The following is a 21,212-nucleotide window of genomic DNA, read 5'->3' on the forward strand; positions in this document are numbered from 1 at the left end:
CTTGAAATTATGAGGGATAAACTTTGGCAATAGAATCACCATTATTTCAGAGTGCAATGGAGTTACTTGGTCACTCTATTACACATTACAATGGTAAGAAAGAGCTAGACCGAAAATTGTTGATTTTGCATTTGGCAAATGCAGTGGAATTAATATTGAAAGATTTAGTGCTTGACTCTGGTGAATCTATATACAAAGGGCCAAAGGAAACAATTACTATTCAAGGTTGTATAAAAGTATTGCAAGATAAGTCTATAAGTCTACCCTTACTAAATAAGATAGAGTTGTTAGTTGACGAAAGAAATGCTCTACAGCATCGTTTTGGTTCTCCGAATGAATTGACCAGTATTTTTTACATGAATATAGCAGAGAACTTTTTTCGAGAGGTTCTGAAAAAATATTACAGTCAGGAGTATGATGAAATTATAGTGCAGTTTTCGGATGAGTCTGACTTGCTTGAGTATAAATTGAGTGATCCAAGTAATGACCAAGAATTAGACAAGCTTAAAGATTTAGCTAAAATACATCCTTTAGGTGCATTACTCTCGGCTTGGACATATCTCGAAAAAGAAGTTGAAGTATTTGCAGAGGAAACAGGCATAAAATTTCTCCAACGTCGCCCTGCAACCACAGATCTGGTCAATGGTCGTTGGGAGCGATTCGGTGTAGCGGTACCTGATGGATTGAGTGACCGTTTCCATGAAGCACGTCGATTAAGAAACATGGCAGCACATGGCCGCCTTGAGCCGACGGTCGAAGATGTCATATCTTCAGTTGATACAATTGAAGCATTAGATAAATACTTATTGAGCCTAGATAAATCTGTTATTAAGCAAAGTGCCCAAATTGAGAGAGAACGGCATGAAAAAGAGCAGAAAGAGTATCTTGATAAACGTTCTAAAGAGCGCCAGCCAATAAAATTCATTGATTTGTTCGGTGGTCAGGTAGCCTAACAAGCCCTTGAATAGGGGGGCTGCCAACGTATGGTGTTTACAGCGCGTAGGTTCGATTAGCGGGTGGTAGGAATAATCGGATGCTCGCTGTGACACTCCACTTCAATGCTGTAACTACGCCCCGACCGGTGCCAGTTCGAGGGTGATTTTTTGTGGGAGGGGGAGAAGTGGCAAGATGGAAGGGTTTTAGCGAGTTAAATAGAAATGTTGCAGAAAGACCGCGAACGTCCGATTACGCTTCGCTAATCGAACCTACTGCCCTTAAAAAATCGTAATGAGGAGAGACTATATTGATAAATCATCTGTTGTCACGCTCTGCTGAACTTGAAAAAAACTTACTGGAATTTTTAGTACTGCCTCCCTTCGATGACTCACAAAGAATCATGGTGAGCAGAGTCATGTGTAGTATTGCTTTCGAGCATGCTGAAAGTGCTAAAATGCTTATATCAGCAGGTAATCTAACCTCGTCTACGGGGCTTGTTCGTCTTCAATATGAGGCACTGGTTCGGGCAATGTGGCTGCTCTACGCTGCAACCGATACAGATGTTTTAAAGTTAACCAGCGAGCTGACGCAGGAGACGGCAAATAAGGCAAATAAGCTTCCTATGCTCAGCGAAATGTTAGAAAAACTACAAGGAAAGTCCCCTCAAGAACCGTTGGATATGTTGAGAGAATTCAAAGAGTATTCTTGGAAACCTCTTAGTTCGTTCATCCACGGTGGACTTCATGCAATCCATCGCCACAGTAAGGGTTATCCACTTCCTTTACTTGAACAGATGGTCAGAATATCCAACGGGGTGTCGTTAATGGTGGGCATGCTGTTAGTTATATTGCATGGTGGTGGTGAGCAGGTAGGTAAAATCCCACGTATTCAAAGAGAGTTTGCTGATTGTCTACCTGATACCAAGTTGTAAATTTCAATAAGAAGTGTCGTAAAGAGCCGCCAGCCCCATGTTTTAGTCGAGTAGCCTGCCTCAGCCCAATCATGAGCACAACTGCTGTATATGCTCAGCCACTTATCCTTGTTTTCAGATAAAAATCAGGGAGCCATAGCTCCCTAATCGCAACACACGGGGGGATAAATCAGCCGATGGCGGGTGCCAGTTGCCCGTTGGCGGGCTGCAGGCGTCCCTGATTACGGCGCTGATAGCGCCAGGCCAGCAGTAGCGGCATACCGAGCAGCAGCTGGGCGGCCAGCGGGATCTCCTCGATGGGGGCGGCCAGTGCCCCTTCCGGAATAATGCCCCCCTCAATTTCGGCCGCCAGTTTGAGCTCCAGCGCATTGCCAAAGTCGGCGAAGGTGGTGGCGTTGATGACAAATGCATCCTGACCGCCCGCCACGTTCTCCACATACCACTCTTGCAACACCCCATCGGCATAGTCCTGACCTATGGTGATGCCGTTGATAGTATCGATGCCGGAGGCGAGCAGTTGATCCCGTACGGTGGAGGTATCCAGCCCGTTGTTCTGGATACCGTCACCTGACACATCCATCACCTGGCGGGCGGCGGTGTAGTTGTTGGTATCAAACTGCTGGGCACCAAAGGCCATGGCCGAACCGGGGGCCGTCATCCCCGCATAGGGGCGGACCAGGGCATCCAGGGTGGCGGCGAAGTTGTTGATGGAGGTCATGTCGTAGAGGTGGAACCAGTCAGTCATCACGCTCTGCTGGTTGCTGCTGCTCCACATGATCATCTGTACGGCGATGGACCCGAGTTTGCCGCCGCTGGTGTCGAGGATGGCGCTTTGTACATCCTGACTGTAAAAGGCGTCCACATAGCCCTGTAATTGCAGATTGAATTCCGATGAACTGACGCTGCCCGACACATCCATCAGCAGTTGCAGTTCGGTATCGACTTCGGTCAAGGCGTATGCGGGGGAGGTTACCAACAACATCCCCAGCAGCCCTGCCAACGGTTTGAGTTTCATTGCTCACTCCTTCTCCCTGGCGCTAGTGCCAGCAGGGTGGAATGAATAAAGCGTGCCAGCTTTGTTGAATCCTCTGACTTGGCTTGATCCGGGTGAGGTCGGGCAGGCATGGAACTTGCGACAGCGGTCAAAAGCGCTGATAACCGGCAGGAGTTGCGATGGAGATCCGTCCCTGGCAGTGGGCACCCAACTGGCTGCTACTTGGTTTGGCCAATCAGTGGGGCATGGTGTGGCTCAATATGGGCCACTTCAACCTGCTGGTGGTGTTGCTGATTGCTATCTGGTGGCAAATTGCATCGCGGGTTGCACCGAGCTGGCGCCCGCATCCACTGGCGCTCGCCCTCTTTATCCTGCTGATCCTGATCCCCAGCGCCAGTTGCAAGGCGCTGGCTTGTCTGTTGCTGGTGGCCTCGCTATGGCGCCGTCATCAGAGTGGCGATGAGCGGGCGGTGTTGCAGATTGTGCTCGCCTTTACCGTGGCGGTGTTGTGGGGGCAGCAGGTGTTTGCCCTGCTCTCCGGCCCTGTGCTGGCGCTCGACGCCTGGGGTGTGGGCCAGTGGTTGCAGCTGCTGGGCTGGGAGACTCGCCTTGATGGCAATCGCATCGAGCGGTTGGGGGGCCATGCGCTGATCGTACTCAAGGGGTGCTCCTCGTTTTCTCAACTCTATCTGGTGGTGCTCTCCTGGCTGGTCTCCTGCTGCTGGCTGGCGCCGGAGCGCCCCCTCTACCGGCAGTGGCCCATGTTGCTGCTGGTCTGCCTGCTCTATATCGGGGCCAATCAGCTGCGGTTGGTGCTGATGAGCCTGGATCTGCGCTGGTATGGCTGGCTGCATACCGGCTCGCTGGCCCAGCTCTACCAGTGGGCCATCATGTTGTTGGTGATGACCATCCTGTTTCTAAGGGGGCGCCGTGATGCGTCTGTCTAAGGGATATCTGCGGTTGGTGGCGTTATCAGAGCCGGGTGGTCAATATGATGCTGCTGGTGATGAGCATTCTCTTTATCCGGGGGCGCCGTGATGCATCTATCTAGGGGATATCTGCTGCTGTTGCTGGTGGCGCTGCTCAGTGCTGCCGCCATGGGCTGGCGTTATCAGAACCGGGCGATCAATGAGGGGGCCAAACCCATGCTGATGGAGCTGGTCCAGTTGGGCTGGCGCTTGCGGGTGGCCACGCCGGTATTGGGCGGCACCTATGTCAGCTATCAGCTGGCCCATCCCCGCTGTGACGGCCTGCTGCAGGCCATGCTGGTGGCGCCGGATAGCGAGGCGATGTCAGTGACGCTGGCGGGTGAAGGGATGAGTCAGGGGGTGATGTTTTTAGGTGAGCTGCACCCGAGCCCGCCGCTGCTCTCGTACCGTCTTACCCAGGGTTGGCGCAAGTTGTGGGGGCTGGCCCCTTATCCCCTCTATCGGGTGGCTTTGCCAACCTTTTGCCTCGGCCTTATTGCGCCGCCGCTGGGGTGACCGCCCCCGATTCACCGTTTGGCAGAATGCGGATCAGCAAGGTATTGGGGGCTAGCATGGGGTCATAGCGGGGCTCCAGCTCAATGGCGCGAGCTCCCAGCAAGCGTGTCAGGGCAGTTAGTCGCACGCTTGCCATCCGCGCACTCTCCAGCATGTCGGTTTGCAGCCCGGGGCCGCTTACCAGCGCAATTCGGGCCGGATCCTTGCGTCCCAAAAACTGATGCAGCTGCTGCTCCTGATCCGCTGGCAGTTGTGTCTCCGCTTGCTGGTACTGCAGTTGCAGCTGGGGCTGTTCGGCCAGTTGCTGTTCCCGCAACTGGTTGAGGATCGGCAGGGTCTCATTGACCGGCTCCTGACGGGCGCAACCGGTGAGGATCAGCAATGGCAGCATTAGGGGCAACAGGCAGCGCAGGGCGCTGTCTTTGGCTGTGGAGCGGGGAGTCTGGTTGGCCATACGCAGTCACTTCAGGAGGATGAGTTGGCACCAGTTTGCAATGTTTTCAATCCCTTGGCCAGTTGTTCAATCTCGCGGCGCCACTGGATCCAGGCGGCAGAGGGCAGTTGCTCTGCCACCTGCCAGCGGGTCGGCAGCTGATCCCGCAGGCGCTCCAGCAGCAGGGCGGCATCCACCTGATAGCGGGCCTCCTGCTCCAGCCAGGCGAGCCAGCGCAGATCCTCGATGGCTTGCTGCAACAGAAACAGATCGTGAGAGAGGCGGTGCGCCTCGCAGGCTTGCGGGCCGAGCAGCATAAAGTCGCTCTCCCGCCCGTCGGTGGGGTCATAAGGTAGGGCGGTGGGCATGCGGCCATGCCACTGCAAATAGCCCTCGGCGCCGCTTTGCCACAGATAGAACCCGGCGGCTCTCGGGGTGCCCAGATTGTAAAACCAGGGGGTGACCTTGTGCTGGCGCACCCGTGCCACATCGGCCTTGTCGGCGCCAAAGCCTGCGTTTATCAGGGCAATCTCCACCTCTGCCAGCAGACCAACCTGACCCGGATGATTGAAATGGCCTGCGCGGAGCACCGCCGGATCCCGCCGTTTCATCTCCCGCGCCAGGGTGGTGATAGCGGGCAGGGTAGCAAGATCCGGCTCATCAAAGAGGCTCCATGCCAGCGGGGGCAAGCCGCTGTCGGTCAACCTCTGTTGCCGCGCCTGCCACTGTTCGAGCTGGCTGGCAGGGTCGCTCCCCCAGCGTTTGAGCGGGGTATAGGCCAGCAGGGGGGGCACAAAGCCGAGCCCGGCCGCCTCTCCCATGATCTCCCGCATCCCCGCTTCATCCTGTGGCAAGGCGGGCGAGAGGCCGCTGATCCCGAGTTTGGCGAGCCGCTGCAGATCGCAGCGACTGGCCTCGGCGATCTGCTCTTTTAACGCCTCGGGATTGGGGCTCAGCCAATTCAGATAAGGGGGCGCTTCGACATAGATGCCGACCGGCTTGCTGGCCGCGGGCAGAGTCAGCGGCAGCACCTCGATAGTCAGTGGCAGCTGCACCAGTTGCTGCTGGCTCAGCAGCTGAATATTGCCGAGATAGTGACCGGCAGGCGCATCGCGAGGGACGGTGATCTGCAGTACCAGACGCCGAGGTACGCCTGCCAGCAGGGTGAGCCCGGCGATCCCCTCGACCAGCTCCTGATCCGAGGGGGCCAACAGGGTGCCGCTCGCCTGCGGGCGAACCAGATGCCACTTGCCGTAATAGGGGGTCAGCGCCAGCGGCGATCCTGCCTGCTCGGGGGGCTGGATCACCAGCAAGGGGGCCGGATCGTCGGTGGCGGCGTGGATGGCAAACTCCAGCAACAGCTGGCTGCCACGGGCGGCCAGCACGGGTTGTGAAGCCTGCTGCAACGCATCGGCCGCAGATAGCGGGGCGATCTGCAGGGTTGGGGCGGCATCCGTAATCGGCGTGAGGCTCAGCTGCTGCACAGCTGGGGCTGGGGCTGGGGTTGGGGAATAGGGGGCCAGAGTCCACTTTTCCAAAAACAGCTGGCGCTGCTTGGTCAGCACGCTTGCGGTAGCGTCGGCCAATACGGCGAGATCTTTTCCACTATTCGGGAGAGCCTCTTTGCTGGTGGGGGCCGGATAGGGGGCAAGCAGCAGCCCCGCCAGGTATTTGGCATCCGGCGAGTGGCCCACCAATGTGATAGTGATCGGGCCGCCGGGGTGGTTCAGGGTGACATGGACCGGGCCGCCTTGACGAGCCCCGAACAGCTGCCAGGGATCCGGGTTTGGCAGTGCCTCGCGGGATTGTCCCGCCAGATAGCGCTGCGTTAGCCACTCCTGCGGTTGCCACTGTTCGGCCCAGATGGGCTCGCCATTGACCAGCACGCTGCGCTCGAAGGTGTGGGGCAGATACTCCCACTCGCCGGGATCATCGAGCCAGAGGGTGAGCTGGTAGCGCCCCTTGGCTACGTCAAACTGCACCCCGTCGAGATTGCGCAGTCCATCGCGCACCAGGGCATCGCCGGAGGGGCGCAAGATGGGGGTGGGATGGCCAATCAGCCGGGGATCCCCCGGACTCAGGGGCTCAAAGCCGGTAAAGCGGGGGGCGGCGGCCGCCCCCAGATCCAGCGCAATGGTGCCCTCAGGCAGAGTCAGACCGGGCTGCCAGTACCAGCGGTGAATGGTCATTGAGGGTGCGTTATCGGCCATAAAGAGATAGAGCTTGGTGAGTTTGTCCAGCGCCAACGCTCTGGGTTGGCTGGTGCGCCACTCGCTCAAGGCAAAGCGCTGGGTGAAGGGGCCGGGTGCGACAATTCGCTCCAGATTGACCCGGCTGCGGTAGTTGACCGAGGCCTCATCGTCGATACGCAGGATCAGGGTTTGCGGGCGGGCGCTGGGGTTATGGCCCTCGATCACCAGTTCATCATCGCTTCCTATTGGCCAGTTGTGGGTGCTCAGAGCGAGCCGCTGGGGTGTCTGGTTACTTGTCAGGGGCAGCGGGGTCTGCCCCTCCAGCCGGGTGGCGGCCATTGATGCATGGCAGCAGAGCAGGATAACCAGCCAGAGCCCTCTGCTCATCCGGGCAGCCCCTTCAACCAGTTGTTTAGCTCGGCAGCCTTGTGATCCCAGCTTTGCAGGGCCACCTGCTGTTGGCGCGTGTGGCGCCCTTCGCTGTGGGTGAGCCCCTCCCAGCCACTCTCCTGAAACCAGCCAGGATTGGGTTGATCAAAGGCGGCCCGATTGATGGCCTGGGCCAGGCTCTCCCCATCGTGGGGGAGCTGGATCTGATCCCGATAGCCATCGAGAGCCGGAAAATCGGTGCTGACGATGGGGCGCCCTGCGGCCAGATATTCGCGCAATTTCAATGGATTGCAGGCACGGATCTGGGCGTTGTCGACAAAGGGCAGCAGACTCACCTGCCAGTGCTGGGCATAGGCCGCCAGCGTGTGGTGGGGACGGGGCCCCAGCAGATGGATATTGGGGAGCCCCTTGAGGGGGGAGATATCGGTCTGGACCGGGCCAATCAGCACCAGATCCCAGTGGGGCAGGGCGGCCGCCGTCTCTGCCAGCAGGGGGATATCAATCCAGTCGCTCAGGCTGCCGTAAAATCCGGCAATGGGACGGCCGGAAGGGAGATCCGCCGGGCGTTCTCTGGGGGGCATAAACAGCTCGAGATCCACCCCGTGGCTGAGGAGCCGGGTTTTATGGGGGGGAAAGCGGCTGGCCAGCGCGGGGCTGGCGGCCAGAATGAGATCCGCTTTTTCCACCAGTCGGGCTTCGCAGTGGGCAATGGCCTGATGATCCACCCCCGCCAGCGCCGAGAAGTCATCGCCGCAGTAGTAGATCACCGCCCGCTCTTCGAGCTTGCCAATCAGATCGACGGCGCTGGGCAGGGAGATCCAGAGCAGGGGGCGATCCAGCTCGGGCAGCTGACGCCGGATCTGCGCCGCCAGCCAGTGGCCATTGATCTTGCCCGCCAGACGACTGCCCGGCAGCGGCAAGGCGAGCGGCGGCAGAACCCGGGGGCTGCTGACCTCTGATGGCGCAACCGACTTGCCGCCAGCATGGCGCGCGCCGCGCAGCACCGCCCCCAGTTTGCGGACGATACGGGTGAGATCATGAAGGGTAAAGCGGGGACAGCGCATGCCGATGGAGTTGACCCAGAGCACTTGATAATCAGGCAACAGACGCTTGATCAGGTGTTGGGTGCTGGAGGGGTGCTGGCCCCAATCCTCGCCCAGCACCACCAGTTGCGGCAGTGAGTGTGGTTTCATGCAAAGGTCTCCGAAGCGTGTGCGGGGTCGCTGTGATCTTGTGGCTGCAAGGGGCGCAGTACGGTGGCCGGTACACCCGCTGCCAGCACACCTGCGGGCAGATCCCGGGTGACGACGCTGCCTGCGGCGACAATGGTACCGGCGCCTATGGTGACACCGGCCATCACCATCACCCCGGTGCCAAGCCAGACATCCTGCTCCAGCACAATGGCGCCCACCTGTTCATCGCGATCCGGCAGGCCCCGGGCGCGATCGCGGGCGTTGACCGGGTGCCCCGGGTAGCCCGCCAGAAAGGCACGCCCTGCAATCCGTACGTTATCCCCCAGCACGATCTTGCTGCCCACCGCCAGGGTGGTTTGCCAGCCAATCCCGACATTGCGGCCAATGACCAGCCTTGGTGTCTGGCTCGATGCCCGGCCGCTGATGGTCATGGCGGCGCTGAGGCGGCAGTCGGCACCGATTTCGATGGTGACCGGGCCACTGATATAGGGGATGCCGCCATAGAGATAGAGGCGCGGGGCGGGGGCCGTGAGGCGAGATTGAAACAAGGGGGTCCACCAAAGGGTGCGGGTCAGGGTTGCCAGCGCGTTGCTACCCAGCAGATAGAGCCGATAAAGCAGCCGATGCAGGGGAGGGATCACGGGGAATGACCAGTGGCGGGCACTTTTGGCCAGTCGCCATATCCGGCGAGCCAGTGGCGTCTCCCCCTGTTTGGCCCAGCTTTTCATCCGGTGCAGGTTGATGGTGTTCATGGCGACCTCTCCCTCTGGTGCAGTCCGTTGCTCGCTATGCAGAAAGCAGGGATCGGGCCAACAGGACGACCCCAGCGGGATCGGGCCAAATGGGGCTAAGAGGAGGGGCAGATTGCGCTGGTCGGTGCAATTTGCAGCCCGCGTTGTGCAAAACGCAAATGCCAGTCTCATTCTGGGCTTGCTTAGGCCGGTTAAACCGCACAGAGAAGCTATCGTCTCTGGGCGGGAGTGAGTGGCGTGGGCTTTGCATTAGCGGTAGCTGACCCGGAGCGGGATGCTTCGGGTGGCTGGGAGGCCCTATGAAACTTGGTGTGAACCAGATTGCCATGCTCTATTACGCCGGCGGCTTGCTCCTGATGAAGGGGATCTCCCTGCTGATGCTGCCGGTGTTGACCCATCAGCTGCTGCCTCGCGAATACGGCCAGCTGGAGGTGCTGCTGACCCTTATCAACCTGGGTTCCCTGATCCTTGGCTTCGGGCTGGTGGATGCCCTCTACCGCTTTGCCGGATTGGCGAAAGATGAGCAGGAGCGCCAGCAGGTGGTGGCCCGCATGTTTGGGCTGGTCTGGCTGATCGCCCTGGCCAGTCTGGTGCTGCTCTGGCTGCTGGCACCAGTGGTGCAAGCCTGGCTGCCGGTTGAAACCCGCCTTGCGGATGTGCGCTGGGTGCTCTGCGCCCTGCCGTTTGAAGGGGTGATCGGCGTGCCACTGGCATGGCTGCGGATGCGCAATCAGGCGCAGCTCTTTTTCGTGGTGACCGCAGGCAAGGCGGTGATCCAGTCGGTGCTGACCGGCTGGTGGCTCTGGCTCGGCTGGGGCGTGAGCGGGGTGCTGGCCTCCGGCACCCTGACCTGCGTTGCACTGGCGCTGCTGCTGAGCCTCTGGCAGTGGCGAGATAGCGGGATCCGCTTTGACTGGCAGCACTATCGGCCGCTGCTGCGCTATGGATTGCCCCTGGTGGTGAGCGGGCTGGCAGGCTTTGCCCTGAGCGGACTGGATCGCTGGTTGCTGGCCGATGTGGTGGGTGAGGCGCTGCTTGCCTACTACGCGGTGGCGGGCAAGCTGGCGCTGGCAGTGGGGTTGTTGCTGCAACCCTTTGCCCTCTGGTGGTATCCCCGCCGTTTCATGCTGCTGCGCGAGCCGGATGGACTGCGGCTCAATGCCCACTACAGCGTGATGGGGTCGGTACTGGGGTTTGTTACCGCGGGGATTGTCGGGCTTACCGCCCCCTTGCTCATTCGCTGGCTGACCCCGGAGAGCTATCACGGGGCGATTGCCTATATTCCGCTGCTGGTGCTGGGTATGGCGGTGCGCAATGTTTCGGACTTGCTCAATGTCGGCTGCTTTAGCGGCGAGAAGAGCAATGCCCAGATGGTGATCAATCTGGGCTGCAGCGGTCTTGGGGTCGCAGGCTTTCTGCTCGCCATCCCCCCCTTCGGGGTTGCCGGGGTGATCTGGACTCTGCTTTTGGTCTATCTGGTACGGGCGCTGGCCTTTTATCTGGTGAGCCAGCGGTTGCTGCCGTTGCCGTATCGCCTCTCGACCCTCTGGGCCAGTTCGCTCGGGGCGCTGGCGATGGTCTGGCTCGGCCAATGGTGGGCAGGATCATGGCTCGTCTAACGCCAGCCATCTGGGCAAGCGCCATCTGTCTGGTGCTGGCCCTGCTCTGGTGGCGGCTGCCCCATCCCTTGCTGCTGCCGGTGCTCGGCCTTGCCATTCCCGCCATCTGGTTTGCCCTGCGCTGGCCCTTCTTGATGGTGCTGGGGTTTGTCACCTTCTCCTTCTTTCGGCTGCATGAGGTGTTCCCCCAGCTCTATCCCCTCAAGATCCCGCTGCTCTTCTCGCTGGCCGCCATCGGCGCGCTGGTCTGGCACATTTTGCTGACCGGCCGGATCAAGCCCTACTGGAGTCCAGCCCTGAGCTGGCTGACGGCTTTCTTTGTGATGGTCTCCATCGGTGTGCTGTTTGCCAGCAACCGGGGCGAGGCGATCGCCACCTGGACCGGCAGCTACAGCAAGATCTATCTGATGACCCTGGCCACCGCCTGGCTGGTGCGCACCCCGGGGGATTTTGCGCTGGCGGTGCGCACCTTTGTGGTGGCGGGTTGTCTGGTGGCAATGGTGGCCCTCTACAACAAGGCGAGCGGGATCGGGCTGGTGGAGGGGACCCGGGTGACCATAGGGCGCGAGCTGGGCTCTGTGCTGGGGGATCCCAACGATCTGGCGCTGGTGCTGCTCTTTCCTGCCGGCTTTTCGCTGAGCTTGTTGCTCAATCAGGGCAATGGGGTCTGGGGGCGTTTGCTGGGGGGGCTCGGCTTTGCGCTGACTGCGGCCGCCATTATCGCCACTCAGAGCCGCGGCGGTCTGCTGGGTATCTGCGCCGTTGGTGGCCTGTTTGCCTGGCAGCGGGTGAAGTCGAAAACCCTGTTGATCTCGCTGGGGATGGTCGCGCTGGTGGTGCTGTTTGCCGCCGCAGGGATCAGTGACCGGGCATCTGGCGGCGCCGCCGAGAGCGGGGTCGATGCCTCGGCCATGGGGCGGATCTACGCCTGGCAAGCGGCCTGGGGCATGGCGCTGGGCCATCCGCTGGTGGGGGTGGGCTTGTCCAATTTCTATTACAACTACTTCTTCTACAGCCCCCATTGGGATGGACTCAATCATGCGGTGCACTCCACCTGGTTCGGGGTGCTGGCTGAAACCGGCTTTGTCGGGTTGGCGCTGTTTATCGGCATGGTGACGGTGACCCTGCGCAGTGGCTGGCGTTGCCAGCTTGCTGGCATGCCTCCTGCAGTGATCACGGCGATGCAGGGGGTGATGGCCAGCATGGTGGGGTTTGTGATTTCGGGATCCTTCCTGACCCAGGGGTTTACCTGGCCCATCTATCTGGAGTTGGCGCTGGCCGTCGCCGCCATCAAGTACGTGCAGCAGTCGGCCACAGAGGTGAAGGCCACCGCTGAGGATCATCAGGAGGCAACCCGGTTGCCGGCAGTGCCACCCAAGGGAGCAAGAGGATGAACGCAACCCCTGTTTTGCTGGTTCACTACGGAGAGGACTGGATCCGCGGCAGCGAACGCTGCCTGCTGGATCTGCTGGCCCACCTCGATCGCAGCCGGTTTACGCCCCTGCTCTGGTGCAATAGCCCGGCTCTGGCGGCAGAGGCGGCCACCCTCGGGGTAGAAACCATGGTCGAGCCGTTCAGCCTGCTGCTGGGATGGCAGGCGCCCCGCTTTGATCTTGCGGCCCATCGGCGCCTCTCCCGGCGAGCCAGAGAGCTCATCACCGAGCGGCAGATTGGGCTGGTGCATGCCAACAGCGCGGCCCCTTGTCAGTGGCTGGTTGGGGTCTGTCGAGTGTTGCAGGTGCCGCTGGTGTGCCACCTCCATGCCCGTTACCAGCCCAGAGACAGATTCAGCCTGCGGGTTCATCAGGCAAGCGTGCTGATCGGGGTGAGCGAGCCGGTGTTGACCGGTTGGCGCCAGGATGGCTGCACGGCCGAGCGGTTGATCCGGATACCCAACGGGGTGGATGCAGCTCGCCTGAATGGCGGTGCTCACTGGCCGGTCGTCGGCATGCTGGGCTTGCCCCCGGGGGATATGATCATCGCAACCGTCGGCTCATTGATCAAACGCAAGGGGATTGATCTGCTGATCCGCTCGCTGGCTGCCCTGATGGCATCGGGGGAGGAGGCCCAATTGCTGGTCATTGGCAGCGGCCCGGAGCGGGAAGCACTGATGGCGTTGGCTGTCGAGCTCGGGGTGGCCGAGCGGGTCCACTTTCTTGGCGAGCGGCCGGACAGTGCCGCTATCTTGCGAGGCGGGGTGGATCTGCTGGTCTCCGGAGCCCGTGAGGAGGTGTTTGGTCTGACGTTGGCGGAGGCGGGCATGTTGGGGCTCCCGGTCAGTGCCTATCGGGTGGGCGGCATCCCCGAAGTGGTGGAGGAGGGGGTGACCGGCTTGTTGGCAACCCCGGGGGATTGGGCCGAGATGGCTGAGCACTGGCGGCAATTGAGCAATCCGCAGCGCCGATGTGAAATGGGGCGGGCCGCTCAGCTGCGCGCCGCACAGCTGTTCACGGTGGCGCGCTATGTTGACGCAGTCACGGCGGTGTGGGACGCCGCGCTGGCTGGTCGTTGGCACGCAACGGCCCCCACACCCTTCCGACCACTCATGCATTGGGCGGGGCAGCGACTTCTTGCCAGAGGTCGCAATATGCTGGCGAGTGGAATGGCAAGAGTGGCGCAAAAAGTGCAACTGGGGTTTGGCCGCCGCAAGGTGCCAGAGTAAGGGAGCAGCAAGATGAGCATGCAAACTGAGCCGGTGTTTGGAAAGATCATCGTTGTGGATCCCATCCCGTTTCGCGGTGGCTCCAAGGTTGCGACCGAAGTGCTGCTCGATGAGTTGGCCAAACGGATGCCCGGGCTCACATGCCATGTGTTGACCCAGGATCCCGACTCCTGGTCCCGTTGTCAGCATCATCCCCTTTGGCTGCCCCACATATTGAAGGGGCGGGAGTCCGGCATCGGTTATCTGCTCAAACAGGGGTGGCAGACCCTGCTCATCCTCTGGCTGGTGTTGCGTTTGGGGGAGGTGAAGTGCCTGGTGGCGGCGTCCGGGCCGGGGGTGGATCTCTGCTGTTACTGGGCGGCCTGCTGGTTGCGGTGCCGGGTGGTTCAGCTGATCCATGGCCCTGTGGGGTGCTCGGGGCTCTCTGCCAGAGCCTTGCAACGGGCGAGTTTTGTGTTTTATCTCGAATCAACCCGCAGCTCCCTGGCGGCATTGCTGGCCCGGCTTGGCGAGACCGAGTTCCCGTCACACTGGCAGCCATTTACCAATGGTTTGAGCGAGATTGATTGGCCCAAGGCGACCCTGGGGGGGCCTCGCATTTTGTGGGCGGCCTCGTTGCTGCGCTGGAAGGGACTGGAGACCATGCTGGCCGCCCATCAAATGATCCCTGACGCTCGCTCCGAGCTGATGGTGTGCTATCTGCAACCCAAGGGCACGCTGCAGCCCTGTAGCCAGCCCCAGCCACAGCTGCCAGACACGCACTGGTATGCCAACCCCGCCAATCTTGACGAGATCCGATCTCAATGCGGCATTTTTGTCTCCACCAGTCATCAGGAACCGTTTGGCCTCTCCATTCTGGAGGCTATGGCGGCAGGATTATGTGTAGTGATCCCGGCCGATGGCGCCTGGTGGGACCGACACCTCACCGATGACGTGAATTGCCGCAAATATCAGCCAAACGATCCCGGCGATCTGGCGCGGGTGCTGGCCAGCCTCAATGCGATGCCCGACGTGGTCAAGCGACTTGGCCATCATGCTCGCCTGCATGCCATGGTCCATTACAACGCGGCAGATACCTATCAAAGCACACTGGATCAGTGGGAAGGTATGTTGCGATGGGATGCGTTGAGCCTTGCCGTGCATGGTTAGCGCGCAGTGGTTTCCCGTGAGGAGGATGGGGGCGTATGAGGGACTTATGGGCAGACTGGTTGCGGGAGGCTGGGTGACTCCGCCACTCTGATGCAGTTACGGCCGGATGATTTGGCGGTGTAGAGCGCAGAATCAGCCAGTTTGACCAGTTCAGATGGCTGCCAGTGACTCGATGGTCTGAGGCAGGCAACACCCATGCTAACGGTCACCAGACCGGTGGCATTTTGTGCGTGTGGCTGCGCCAGTGCAAAAATCAGTCGCTGGATATGTTGGGCAATTTCATAGGCGGATTGACGCTCGACATGTGGCAGCAGGATGACAAATTCTTCTCCGCCGTAGCGAGCCACCAACTCCCCCGAGCGGCGCCCGGATTGCGCCAGGGTATGGGCCAGCAATCGAAGGCACTCGTCACCGGCAACGTGGCCATAGAGATCGTTGAACTGCTTGAAATGATCGATGTCGAGTATGATGAGCGCAATCGGCATCTCTGTCTGAATACAGTGTTCCCAGACCTGGTTCAATGAGTTGTCGAACAGACGACGGTTGCCGATATTGGTGAGCCCGTCGGTATTGCTGAGCGCTTCCAGTTTCCGGTTCGCTTCCGCCAGCTCCTTGGTTCTGAGCTCGATAATGAGCTCCAGCTCATGTTGGCGCTCCTCCAGACTGGTCATCGGGTAAATTTCGCTTTCCCGAGCAGCACTGTAAGGGATGGAGATACTGCTGTGAGCAATTTTCCACGCCATGGCTTCGTGTCGAAAAATCAGCACCAACCTGGCGGTTCTGCGGGAGAGGATAGGTTCTGATTTCGGTAGATGGATATGGAAGAAGGCGGTGACAGCCACCACATCAGCGGCCAGATCTTGCAGGGTTACATCGAGTATTTCCAGGCGGATCCTGCCCGGGATCTGGGCAAAATCGCGGCGGGTTATCCGGATCCACTCATCTTTATCGGTAACCAGAACATCACTGCTGCCGGCAAAACCGCTGAAATTGTCGCTAAACCGCGTGGTGAGCCGATCATCCCGTGATGAATACAGCTCGATGTACTCATCAAACAGTGAGCGGATCAACGGTTCCCGTTCAGTGGTCATTGCGCTGGGCCCATGTGAAGTGGTCACGTTTTTAAAACGTTCGATTGAACTATAGTCAATTATGTTGTTTTAATTGGCTATCTATCTTGATTTTTATCGTTTTTTGTTCGATTACCGTTATTGGCAAGTGTCCGTAAGGTCAGTCAGAACAAGGTGCCATGGAGAGGATTAGCATGGCTGTCCGGTGCATATCCTCCCCATCTCTATTGCGCATCGGGGTGACCACCGGTGACAAGACGGCGGGTCTGCATGCAGATCCCCAGATTGCAGGCATCAGGTAACCCAGAGTGCCTCGCGGCGATCAATGGCTGGCGAGATAGGGGCTGATATCCACCTCGTCAATGAGCTCCGGGCTCATGTAACGCTTGGCATAGCGCAGGTAGACGCCAGAGCGGAGAAAGAGCGCAAACAGCTCGGGGTCGATATGGTGATCCTGTTGCATGAATCCCATGATGCGGATGGCCTCCGAAAGGGACTTGGCCTTCTTGTAGGGGCGATCGCCGGCGGTCAGCGCCTCGAAGATATCCGCGATGGCCATCATGCGAGCAGGGATGCTCATCTCGTCCCGTTTCAGCCGCTTGGGATAACCGGTTCCATCCATCTTCTCGTGGTGTCCCCCTGCGATTTCCGGCACCTGTTTCAGGTTGGCGGGGAAAGGGAGTTTATCGAGCATGATGATGGTCTGGATCATGTGCTCATTGATCTTGTAACGCTCCTCGTCGGTGAGGGTGCCCCGGCGGATGGAGAGGTTGTAGATCTCGCCCCGGTTATAGAGATATTCGGGAGTGTTGACCTGAAATCCCCAAGGGTTGTCAGGAGCAAGGCGCTCTCGGTTGCTGCGGGTGAAGAGGTGATCCGGGCGATCGGCCAACAAGGGTTCGGTGACCGGCAGCGGTGACTCCGCTGCCCGCTGTTTGCGCGCCAGCTCATCCTGAGAGATGCCAATCCGATCGGATAGCGTGCGCTGCCAAGTGCGGCCCGCGATTTGCTGCAGCCTTGCAATATCCTCTGTGGCCATAAATTCGCCCCCTTCATTGCAGCGGGCGATGAAGGCAAACTCCTCATCCAGCTGTTGCCACTGCTTTTGCAGTGTCGCCTTTAACGTGGCCTCATCACCCCCGTGCAGACGCGCCTGCCAGTAGGCAATCTCGGCATCCCGTTTCAGCACTTCAAAGCGCATCCTGACCTCGTGAATGCGATCGCACAGGGTTTCCAGCTTGGTGGCTTTGTCGACCACAAACTCCGGGGTGGTAACTTTGCCGCAATCGTGCAGCCAGGCCGCGATATGTATTGCTTCCCACTGTTTTTCATCGAGCGAGAAGTGCTGGAATGGCCCCTCCCGGGCCTCACATGCCGCCTCTGCCAGCATCTTGGTCAGTTCGGGGACTCGTTGACAGTGGCCACCGGTATAGGGGCTCTTGGCATCGATGGCCCCTGCGATGAGCTGGATAAAGGCTTCCAGCAGATTGCGCTGCTCCTCCAGCAGTCGCTGGGTGGTGAGCGCCACGGCGGTGGTGGAGGAGAGCGCTTTGACAAATGCCATCCGCTGCGGAGTCAGGGGCTTCTTCTGTTCATCTATCAGAAACACCAGGGTGCCGAGTAGTTGGCCATCGCGATTTTTCAGGGCTATCGGCCAGAAGGTCAGTGGGGTGTCGCTCTCCTCAATGTAGGGAAACAGGATCTGCAATTCGCTGGTGACCAATGCAACGGGTTCAAGTTCCACTCCCTGCAAGCTCTGGAACAGTGGATGGTTTGGCTGATTGAGGGTTCCGATACTGTGGGTTGGCTTTTGCTCCTGTACCTCACCATTCCAGCACAACCCAGCCAGATCCAGCGTCTTGTTGCCGTTATCGGAGAGGTAGAGCATGCAGCCTGTTGCACCGGTGAGTTGCTGCATTTCGCTGAGTAGCCGTACAAGCAAGCGGGGGAAGCTGGTCTCGCTTGAGAGTGACGTGGAAAGCTGCAAAAAGTGCTGGATCGTCGATTTCATGTTACCCATGGCCTGGGATAGATCGATGATTTCGGCAATATATGTGTTGACCCGGACAGGGTCATGGAAGTCGAAGCTGGCAATTTTTCCTGCCTCTTGCGTCAGGGCATCAAGAGGCTTGGCGGCGGTTCTGGCAAGCATTATTGCTGCGAAAAGGGCAAGAATCAGAAATATCCCCGACAATAGGAAGGTCTGGTTGCGAATGGTGATGGCGGTAGCCAGTAATTCATCGACAGGTGCCGCAATCCAGAGTGATAGCCGTGATTCATCCGCATCCGGCAGATCAATGCGCATTCCTTGCCAATCGTGCCCTTCCGAGTGAAACGTCAGTTTATCTATGTTCTGGTGTTGGCTGGCATCTATCAGATGTTGCAGCATGGGGAGCTCTGCCTCAGCGACCTTAGCTAGCCGATATGCCCCGTTCTCACCGTGAATGATCATGCCGCCTTTATGACTGGTAACCAATTCCCCCATCTCATTGACGATGGCCTGCCGCATATTTGGGGTGATCATGGCAGATTTGAGCAAGCGTTCGATGGATCTCAGACTCAGGTCTACCCCGACGACGCCAGCCCCGTTCTGCATCGGTTTGGCAAAGCTCAGGTTTATCTCCTGAGTATCGATCGAGATATAAGGTGGCGTTTGCACCAGTCGTCCAGCCTGTTTGGCTTGAATAAACCATGGGCGCGTTCTGGCATCAAAGAGCTGCCCTGATACCTGTTTGTGTTCGATGATGGTGAGATTGTCGGTCAGCGCGAAGATGTCCGTGAGGGTCGCAGTCTCTTGGTGCCGAACGCTTTTCAATATCCAGTGGGTATTGGCTGGAGGGGTCAGGCGTTGCACCTCTGCATCGGCAGGCCAGCGCATAAGCCAGAACATATCGCCGTTGTGGTACCCGGCATAAACCCCATTGGCTGAGCGCTGTCCTTTTAGCAAGGTTGCCATGTAAGGAAGGTTAGCCATGCGAGCAGCTAATGTTGTTGCCTCGATCAAGCGTTGCTGGGCGAGCATATTGGTGCTCAGTGCCGCAGGTCGAAATAGCCCCTCCAGCTCTTGAATCGTCAGTTGGCCGATCAGGCTGAATCTATCTTCGGCTTCCTTCATCAGCATGATTTTTGTCTGTCGGTATTGGTGGCCGAGAGTGATCAGGGCAAACACCAGCAACAAACCTAAGAAAAGATGTGCAATATGGACATACAAGGGGATAACACGGCGAAAAAGATTCATGTTATCTCCTCAGGTAAATGGGGTCATGAAATGAGCCATAGAACAGACAACCCAACGGGATCATGGACAGTATTATTGTGTTCATCCTGCCTGCTGCATACATGAAGATTACCCCGTTGTGTTACACCACAAGATGAAGATCAATGGAAAGGACGGAGAAAACCCATCGTGTGTTACTCACCCATCACATAAGCAGAAAATAATTTGCGGCGGTGTCACGGCTGAACACGGGGACCTTGATCCGGTTCATTCTGGATATGGATTGAAATCCTCTTCTTGCGGGAAAATTGCTGAGATATTAAGCAGATGGGATTCTTCGTCAAGCGATGCAGTAACGGTAGCGCCATTAGCTTCCAGCATGATTTTTCCATGATAACCATTGCGACTGTGCATTTCTTTATTATCTGAGGAGGAGAGTTGATCGAACAGAGATGAGACACAGCTGATATCCAGCATGCTAGAGCTATCAATATTCAAGATAATGCTGTCTGGTTTTTTCAGACAGACAATCTCCACGCAGGAGGAGGGCGCTGCATGTTCACAAGCGAGCCGTATCAATATTTGAAATGCGGAATAACAGAGAAATTCGTCACCGGCGATGAACAGCTCGTCATAGAGATAATTTTTGGGTTTGGTCAGCTTGATATCGAGCTTTTTTTCGGCATAGAGATTTTTGAATTGTACCGAGAGCCGGTTGAATATCTCAAAGAGCTGGACTTTTCCCGCTTTCAAAACAAAGGCACCGGTTTCAATCTGATAGATCTCGGTGGCCAGACGGGTCAATTCCAGCGCATCGCCCACTGATTTTCTGGTAATGGAGAGCTGTGTCTTCTGGATCATGTTGAGCGATGGATCGGCCGCCAGCTCTTCCAACAGATGCACCGCATTGAGCAGGGGCTCCCGGATTTCATAGCGGATATTGAACTCGAGGCTCTCTTTGAGCCTGTTGAGCTCCAGCATCTGATCGAACTCTTTTTGCAGGTCTTTTCTGGCATGCACCAGGCGCATCAGATTGGCAATACGGAAACGCAGCATCTCGATGTCGATCGGCTTGGTGATAAAATCGACTGCTCCCAGTTTCATCGCCCGTTTACGGGAATAGATATCATCCAGTGCCGTCATAAAGACGATGGGAATATGTTCTGAATGGGGGTGTTCACGCAAAATTCTGGCGACATCAAATCCGTTCAGCTTGGGCATCATGATATCCAGCAGCACCAAGTCGGGTGGATTATCCGACTGGCAGATATTGATCGCCTTTTCGCCATCCTTGACTAGCTTGAGATGAAACTCTTTGCGAAATACCGAGGTGATCAGCATCAAATTATCTGGAACATCGTCAACCACCAGAATAGTGGGACTGTCCTGATTGCTAGCGATCAGATCGCTGCTGGAAAAACGGTGCAAACGACCAAAATCGAATTGAGATAGCTGGAGTTGCGATTGACTGGTTGCCAACAGCAGCCGAGCGATCCTGTTTTTAAGTATATCGGGTTTGAGCGGGGTCAAAATAATGTCAGAGACTTTCGCCTGAACAAATTGTTCGATCCGTGAGCGATCGGTCCCTGAGGTCAGGGTCAAAAAAGGCAGTGTGTGATAAGGGGCTGTGCTGCGGATATTTTTCAGCAGTGTGAGCAGATTCGCCGAGTCGATATCGATATTGCAGATGATCATGGCAACGGGGCCGTCAGATATGCAACGTTCCAGCGCCTCCACACTCTCCACCACCGTAATCTGGCTTATGCCAATGGCACGTAACTGCTGGCAGAGCGCATCACTATGCACATTATCTTTTTCCAGTACCAGCGTGGGCCCGGCAATGATTTTTGCTATGTCCATATGGCTATCTGATGTGCCCATCTGTTGCTGTATCCTGCCAGCTCATTTTGAGCATGATAATATAGAGTGCATGACCTTGGTCAACCGATACTGCGGTTATCTTGTGCTGGAGATCTAAATCCATACAGAGGCACATATCTTCAACTGGATTAACGGCTCAATCTGATCTGATGTCACAGCGACAGTGGGCGTAAGCCATCCTGTGACGCAACAAAACTGCCGCAATCACATATCCGCTGTCTTCTTGGCCAACTGTTGACTCCATTGGTTAGACCGCATATTTCAACCGGGTTGCCATGGCTGCCAGCCGGTGGATCCGTTATGGTGTGA

16 protein-coding genes are annotated in these 21,212 nt (G+C 57.8%); 8 read left to right on the forward strand and 8 right to left on the reverse strand.

From position 1 onward, the window contains the following. Positions 1-23: 23 nt before the first annotated feature. Together I6L35_RS15445 and I6L35_RS15450 are read left to right on the forward strand one after the other, a co-directional pair. Positions 24-953 carry a hypothetical protein gene (locus tag I6L35_RS15445; protein ID WP_216978655.1) on the forward strand — a complete coding sequence of 310 codons (930 nt, stop codon included), beginning with the start codon at positions 24-26 and terminating at the stop codon, positions 951-953. A 290-nt stretch (positions 954-1,243) separates the two neighbouring features. Beyond that, positions 1,244-1,867, forward strand: a complete 624-nt coding sequence (locus tag I6L35_RS15450; RefSeq protein ID WP_139478191.1) for a hypothetical protein — start codon at positions 1,244-1,246, stop codon at positions 1,865-1,867. A gap of 169 nt (positions 1,868-2,036) precedes the next feature. On the opposite strand, the gene I6L35_RS15455 is transcribed toward I6L35_RS15450, so the two are convergent. Then, positions 2,037-2,882: a DUF1194 domain-containing protein gene (locus tag I6L35_RS15455; protein WP_113739425.1), complete on the reverse strand. Its 846-nt coding sequence runs from the start codon at positions 2,880-2,882 to the stop codon at positions 2,037-2,039. 158 nt (positions 2,883-3,040) lie between these two features. On the opposite strand from I6L35_RS15455, the gene I6L35_RS15460 reads away from it, so the two are divergent. Both I6L35_RS15460 and I6L35_RS15465 read left to right on the forward strand, forming a co-directional pair. Further along, positions 3,041-3,808 (forward strand): hypothetical protein, encoded by a 768-nt coding sequence (locus I6L35_RS15460; protein ID WP_216978656.1) that lies wholly within the window; start codon positions 3,041-3,043, stop codon positions 3,806-3,808. A gap of 90 nt (positions 3,809-3,898) precedes the next feature. Continuing rightward, on the forward strand, positions 3,899-4,345 hold the full coding sequence (locus I6L35_RS15465; protein ID WP_216978657.1) for a hypothetical protein: 447 nt from the start codon (positions 3,899-3,901) through the stop codon (positions 4,343-4,345). Here I6L35_RS15465 and I6L35_RS15470 read toward each other — a convergent pair. From I6L35_RS15470 to I6L35_RS15485, 4 genes are read right to left on the reverse strand one after another with little or no spacing between them, the layout of a single operon-like run. Then, a complete protein-coding gene (locus tag I6L35_RS15470) occupies positions 4,323-4,799 on the reverse strand; it encodes a hypothetical protein (protein WP_216978658.1) in 477 nt (158 codons plus the stop codon). The genes I6L35_RS15465 and I6L35_RS15470 overlap by 23 nt on opposite strands. A gap of 11 nt (positions 4,800-4,810) precedes the next feature. Beyond that, positions 4,811-7,357, reverse strand: a complete 2,547-nt coding sequence (locus tag I6L35_RS15475; RefSeq protein WP_216978659.1) for a hypothetical protein — start codon at positions 7,355-7,357, stop codon at positions 4,811-4,813. Beyond that, positions 7,354-8,553, reverse strand: a complete 1,200-nt coding sequence (locus I6L35_RS15480; protein ID WP_216978660.1) for a glycosyltransferase — start codon at positions 8,551-8,553, stop codon at positions 7,354-7,356. The genes I6L35_RS15475 and I6L35_RS15480 overlap by 4 nt, the downstream gene beginning before the upstream one ends. Further along, complete coding sequence (locus I6L35_RS15485; RefSeq protein WP_216978661.1) at positions 8,550-9,305, reverse strand: acyltransferase; 756 nt, start codon at positions 9,303-9,305, stop codon at positions 8,550-8,552. Before I6L35_RS15485 ends, I6L35_RS15480 begins: the two co-directional genes overlap by 4 nt. 299 nt (positions 9,306-9,604) lie before the next feature. Between I6L35_RS15485 and I6L35_RS15490 the strand changes: the two genes are divergently transcribed. The 4 genes from I6L35_RS15490 to I6L35_RS15505 are packed head-to-tail and all read left to right on the forward strand — an operon-like array spanning position 9,605 to position 14,735. After that, positions 9,605-10,924, forward strand: coding sequence for a lipopolysaccharide biosynthesis protein (locus I6L35_RS15490; RefSeq protein ID WP_216978662.1), 1,320 nt, complete (start codon positions 9,605-9,607; stop codon positions 10,922-10,924). Next, a complete protein-coding gene (locus I6L35_RS15495; protein WP_216978663.1) occupies positions 10,912-12,318 on the forward strand; it encodes an O-antigen ligase family protein in 1,407 nt (468 codons plus the stop codon). The genes I6L35_RS15490 and I6L35_RS15495 overlap by 13 nt, the downstream gene beginning before the upstream one ends. Beyond that, positions 12,315-13,586: a glycosyltransferase family 4 protein gene (locus tag I6L35_RS15500; protein ID WP_216978664.1), complete on the forward strand. Its 1,272-nt coding sequence runs from the start codon at positions 12,315-12,317 to the stop codon at positions 13,584-13,586. The genes I6L35_RS15495 and I6L35_RS15500 overlap by 4 nt, the downstream gene beginning before the upstream one ends. Before the next feature lie 12 nt (positions 13,587-13,598). Then, positions 13,599-14,735 carry a glycosyltransferase family 4 protein gene (locus I6L35_RS15505; protein WP_216978665.1) on the forward strand — a complete coding sequence of 379 codons (1,137 nt, stop codon included), beginning with the start codon at positions 13,599-13,601 and terminating at the stop codon, positions 14,733-14,735. Positions 14,736-14,779: 44 nt separating this feature from the next. Here the strand turns inward: I6L35_RS15505 and I6L35_RS15510 are convergent, their stop codons facing one another. From I6L35_RS15510 to I6L35_RS15520, 3 genes are all read right to left on the reverse strand, one after another. Next, positions 14,780-15,826, reverse strand: coding sequence for a diguanylate cyclase (locus I6L35_RS15510; RefSeq protein WP_216978666.1), 1,047 nt, complete (start codon positions 15,824-15,826; stop codon positions 14,780-14,782). A gap of 301 nt (positions 15,827-16,127) precedes the next feature. Next, on the reverse strand, positions 16,128-19,043 hold the full coding sequence (locus I6L35_RS15515) for an HD domain-containing phosphohydrolase (protein ID WP_216978667.1): 2,916 nt from the start codon (positions 19,041-19,043) through the stop codon (positions 16,128-16,130). Between the two features lie 246 nt (positions 19,044-19,289). Further along, the gene (locus tag I6L35_RS15520) at positions 19,290-20,903 is read right to left on the reverse strand and encodes a response regulator (RefSeq protein WP_216978668.1); all 1,614 of its coding nucleotides are present in this window, start codon (positions 20,901-20,903) and stop codon (positions 19,290-19,292) included. Between the last annotated feature and the right edge of the window lie 309 nt (positions 20,904-21,212).

It is taken from the genome of Aeromonas sp. FDAARGOS 1405, assembly GCF_019048265.1.
GTDB classification, from domain to species: domain Bacteria; phylum Pseudomonadota; class Gammaproteobacteria; order Enterobacterales; family Aeromonadaceae; genus Aeromonas; species Aeromonas veronii_A.

Coding starts and splice junctions, on each gene's coding strand:
- I6L35_RS15455 (WP_113739425.1), bottom strand. CDS start 2,882: ATGAAACTCAAACCGTTGGCAGGGCTGCTGGGGATGTTGTTGGTAACC.
- I6L35_RS15460 (WP_216978656.1), top strand. CDS start 3,041: ATGGAGATCCGTCCCTGGCAGTGGGCACCCAACTGGCTGCTACTTGGT.
- I6L35_RS15465 (WP_216978657.1), top strand. CDS start 3,899: ATGCATCTATCTAGGGGATATCTGCTGCTGTTGCTGGTGGCGCTGCTC.
- I6L35_RS15470 (WP_216978658.1), bottom strand. CDS start 4,799: ATGGCCAACCAGACTCCCCGCTCCACAGCCAAAGACAGCGCCCTGCGC.
- I6L35_RS15475 (WP_216978659.1), bottom strand. CDS start 7,357: ATGAGCAGAGGGCTCTGGCTGGTTATCCTGCTCTGCTGCCATGCATCA.
- I6L35_RS15480 (WP_216978660.1), bottom strand. CDS start 8,553: ATGAAACCACACTCACTGCCGCAACTGGTGGTGCTGGGCGAGGATTGG.
- I6L35_RS15485 (WP_216978661.1), bottom strand. CDS start 9,305: ATGAACACCATCAACCTGCACCGGATGAAAAGCTGGGCCAAACAGGGG.
- I6L35_RS15490 (WP_216978662.1), top strand. CDS start 9,605: ATGAAACTTGGTGTGAACCAGATTGCCATGCTCTATTACGCCGGCGGC.
- I6L35_RS15495 (WP_216978663.1), top strand. CDS start 10,912: ATGGCTCGTCTAACGCCAGCCATCTGGGCAAGCGCCATCTGTCTGGTG.
- I6L35_RS15500 (WP_216978664.1), top strand. CDS start 12,315: ATGAACGCAACCCCTGTTTTGCTGGTTCACTACGGAGAGGACTGGATC.
- I6L35_RS15505 (WP_216978665.1), top strand. CDS start 13,599: ATGAGCATGCAAACTGAGCCGGTGTTTGGAAAGATCATCGTTGTGGAT.
- I6L35_RS15510 (WP_216978666.1), bottom strand. CDS start 15,826: ATGACCACTGAACGGGAACCGTTGATCCGCTCACTGTTTGATGAGTAC.
- I6L35_RS15515 (WP_216978667.1), bottom strand. CDS start 19,043: ATGAATCTTTTTCGCCGTGTTATCCCCTTGTATGTCCATATTGCACAT.
- I6L35_RS15520 (WP_216978668.1), bottom strand. CDS start 20,903: ATGGGCACATCAGATAGCCATATGGACATAGCAAAAATCATTGCCGGG.